Annotated in this window: 2 protein-coding genes; both read right to left on the bottom strand. The window is 47.3% G+C overall.

The genetic code is table 11. The annotated features are described in order from the left end of the window. Positions 1-143 precede the first annotated feature (143 nt). Positions 144-1,457, bottom strand: coding sequence for an alpha-amylase family glycosyl hydrolase (locus AC1WIP_RS12165; RefSeq protein ID WP_481142077.1), 1,314 nt, complete (start codon positions 1,455-1,457; stop codon positions 144-146). Positions 1,458-1,716: 259 nt separating this feature from the next. Beyond that, complete coding sequence (locus AC1WIP_RS12160) at positions 1,717-4,284, bottom strand: ATP-dependent DNA helicase (protein ID WP_481142076.1); 2,568 nt, start codon at positions 4,282-4,284, stop codon at positions 1,717-1,719. Between the last annotated feature and the right edge of the window lie 60 nt (positions 4,285-4,344).

Genomic DNA, 4,344 nt, shown 5'->3' with positions numbered 1-4,344 from the left:
ATATAATATCTGCTTTGTGTCTATACTATATAGCATATAATATTGTATGTCAATATATATTTGCCAAAGACATTCTAAAGATATCCTTAAGAAAGGCGGCGCCCCGAAGCTGTCCGGAGCACCGCCTTTCTAAAGAAAATCTGCTATTTTTCCATTTTCCAGAAGAAGGCGCTGTAGCCTGGAAGCCTGCTTCCACCGCCAAAATCATGAGTTTTTCCGCCAATCAGGTCCACCGCCGTGCCGCACCCGGCGTCAAAATGAGCCACAAACTCCTCCTGATCGGCATTTATTGCCACAAGCACTCTTTCCTCATCTGTTTTTCTCTCAAAAATGCACTGCTTATTGGTAAGCAAAACAGAGCGGAAGCCGCCATAGTTCAAAGCCTTGGAATGCTTCTTCGCTTCGCTGAGCCTGGCAATCCATTCCCCCAGCTCGTTCCACACAGGCTCCTCGAAGCAAGGGCGAAGGGCCGGGTCCCCTTCTTCCTTCTTCGCCTTAGTTCCCCACTCGCTTCCATAATATACACAAGGCGTGCCAGGCATGCCGAACAAAAGGGCATAGACTAACGGCAGATGCTTTTCATTGGTCAGAATGCTGGCAATCCGGGTTACATCGTGATTGTCCACAAAAGAGAGCAGATGCTTTCCCTTGTAAAGCGTCCAATCCTCGGGGCCAAACTGGCGCATCAGAGAATGATTGATCTCAAAGAGATTCATGCTGTTGAAGCTGCTGTAGAGCCCCTTGTAGCATTCATAATTGGTGGCGGAGTGCAGCATCTGATCATTTACCAGACGGTTGTAATCTCCATGAATCATCTCCCCCACCAGATAAAAGTCCTCCTTTAACGTCTGCGTAAAGCTGCGCAGCCGCCTCACAAAGTCCTCGTCCAGACTGTAAGCCACATCCAGACGCAGCCCGTCAATATCAAATTCCTCCACCCACTGCTTTACGCTCTCAAAAAGGTAGGAAATCACCGCCTCATTGCGCAGGTTCAGCTTTACAAGGCCGTAGTTTCCCTCCCAGCCCTCATACCAGAAGCCGTCGTCATAGACGGAATTGCCGTTGAAATCGATCCGGTAAAACCAGTCCACATAGGGGGAATTCTCCCTGTTCTTCTTTACATCCAAAAAAGGCCCGAACCCTCTTCCTGCATGATTGAACACACCATCCAGCACCGCCTTGATGCCATTTTCATGAAGCGCTCTGCAGACCTGCCCAAAATCCTCGTTGGTGCCCAGCCGCACATCAATCTTTCGGTAATCTCTGGTATTGTAGCCATGGGAATCCGACTCAAAGACAGGGGAAAAATAAACTGCATTGATCCCCAGCTTTTTCATATGCGGAATCCACTCCTCCACCTTTTTGATGCGGTGCTCCAGCCTGCCGTCGTTTTCAAAGGGAGCGCCGCTAAATCCCATAGGATATATCTGGTAAAAAACACTTTCGTAAGCCCACATTTCTTTTCATCCTTTCTTTCTTTTCTCACTTTGTGATTCGGATAAGTTCTATTGACCAGTTCAGTATCATTGCAGCTTTGCCTGCAGGTTTTTTTACCCTTCCACTGAATCAAATGTCATTTTTTTGGCGCCGGATTCCGAGAAATCCACCAAATCCACAGAGTTATCCACATATACACACTTGTCATTTTACCATTTTTCCAATGTCATTTCCATATTTTTTGATGTCATTTCTGCCATTTTAACAACATTTCAGCCATCAAAGCCAGGAATCCCAGAAGCGCTCCACCCTTCCGGCTACGGTATGCAGGCTGACCTCCTGGAAATACTCCCATTCTCTGGGAAAGAGCCTGCAATAGCCAGGCTGGAGAAAGCGTTCATCCAAAAGCGCCACAATGCCCACATCCTCTGCAGTGCGTATCACACGCCCCGCCGCCTGCAGCACCTTATTCATCCCCGGAAAACGATAAGAATAATCAAAGCCATTTTCACCCATTTGGTCAAAATAGTTTTTCAAGATTTCCCTCTCGCTGCATACCTGAGGCAGACCAGTTCCCACTATGACAGCCCCGATGAGGCTATCCCGCTTTAAGTCAATCCCCTCTCCGAAAATGCCCCCAAGCACACAAAAGCCAATCAAAATCTTCTCCTCCTGGCCGCTTCCCTCATTTTCCGTAAATCTGGCTAAAAACGCTTCCCGTTCCTCTTCTCTGCGGTAATCACTCTGCAAAATACACTCTCTGGTCTCATCCGCAAAATGCTCCTGATATTTTTCATACACCTCCTGCAAAAAGGAATAGGAGGGGCAGAACACCATATAATTTCCATGCCGGTTTTTTACGATCTCATCAATATATCTGGCAATGTTAAAAAATTCCTCCTCCGATCTTCTGGTATATCTGCTGGTCACATCCCCCGCAATAAACAAGCCTCTCTTTTCAGGATGAAATACCGTTTTCGCATACACCTCATAATCCTCACTGTCTCCTCCCAGCAGCCCCTTGTAATATTGTATGGGAAGAAAGGTGGCGGAAAAGAGAATGGTGCTTCTGCCTCTAAGCATACACTCCTTCAGATTCTCCCGGGGATTCACGCAGAAAAGCTTGATCAGAAACCTGCCATCCTGCGCAAGCAAGGTGTACTTTACATAATGCTCATCAAGGCGCTCATAAATATCCAGAAAATGACTGATCTCAAAGAAAAAATCAAGAAGCCTTTCCCGGACCGGAGGCGCTGCCTCCTCCTGCTCGTCCAGGTATTCATCCAGCACAGAATGCAGGCGCGTCAGCGCCTGCACAAAAGAGTCCACGCTGTCTATCAGCCTGTAGTCCTCACATTCCCGTTTCAAGGCCAAAAGCTCCTTGTTGCACCGGTCCAGGTGATACTCCAGCTTTTCTCCATACCCCTGCCTTGTGAGAACGCTTACTGCTCCCCTCCCCCCTTTGCCAAAATCCGTATCCTCTTCCCCGGAGGCTTTCTCCTCTCTCTCCCGTTCTATAACCGACATATTTGTCATATCTAGTGTCAGCTGTCCCTGTACTTGATTTTCTCTATGTTTTTGCTCTCTTTCCGACATAACTGTCTGTTTTACTTCCCGCCTGATTTCCAGAAAATCTTCTTTTACAAGAACCGCGCTGTACATCTCTCTGCCTCTTTCGAGAAGATTGTGGGCCTCGTCAATCAGGAAAATATATTCCCCGTGAACCCCATCCCCAAAAAAGCGTTTTAAATAAACATGGGGATCAAACAGATAATTGTAATCACATATCACACAGTCCGAAAACAGACTCATATCCAAGCACATTTCAAAAGGGCAGACCTGATGCTTCTTTGCATATTCCTCGATTTTTTCTCTAGTAAAGCTCTCCTCATTCACCAAAAGATCATATATGGCATCGTTAATACGGTCGTAATGTCCTTTTGCATAAGAGCACTTCTCCGGATTGCACTCCATTTCCTCTAAAAAACATATTTTTTCCTTTGCAGTGAGTATCACGCTTTTCCATCTAAGCCCCTTTTGACGCAGAAGGTTCAAGGTATCCTCCGCCACAGTTCTGGTAATGGTTTTCGCCGTCAGGTAAAAGATTCGATCCGCCATCTGCTGTCCCACAGCCTTTATGGAAGGAAATAGGGTAGAGATCGTTTTGCCTGTTCCTGTGGGTGCTTCCAGAAACAGCTTTTTTTTATGATATATGGTTCTGTACACATGGGAAACCAGATCCCTTTGCCCCTCTCTATAGGAAAAAGGAAATTCCAGTCCGGCGATAGATACCTGGCGTGTCTCCTTCCACTGCCAGGCATAATCCGCCCACCTTCTGTAATCCTCCAAAAGCCCCAGGAACCATCTCTCCAGCTCCTCAAAGGTATAATCCTCATAAAAGTAGCGGATATCTTCTGTTTCAAGGTTGCAGTAGGTCATCCTCACCCTGAGCTTTTCCTTTTTCTTCTGCAGGGCATACAGATAACCATAGCACTTTGCCTGGGCTGCATGGACGGGCACAGGGCCCTTCATTCTTGCCACATCCCGGTAGGTTCCCTTGATTTCATCGATGACTGTCTCCTTGTCATTGTCGATGATTCCATCCGCCCTTCCTTCCACCACCAGCGTATACTGCTCTGTCTCCCAAAAGTGACGCAGCGGGACTTCCGCCTGATAATCCGCACCCATACTCCGCTGAATCATGCGGTGAATACGGCTTCCCTCCTGCATGGCATTGTCAGGAGCTGCCGTGCGTCTGTTGTCAATATCCCCACAGCGCAAAAGAAATTCCACCAGGCCTCTGACGGATATCCGTATTTCCTTCTCACACTGCTTTCCTCTCTCCATAGCGATCTCCACATCCAATCAAAAATAAGACTCCCCATGTAGATAGTACTCTATCTCACA

The organism is Acetatifactor sp., assembly GCF_982438285.1.
Note: the sequence above shows the minus strand (reverse complement) of the source record. Positions and strands in the feature narration are given on the sequence as shown.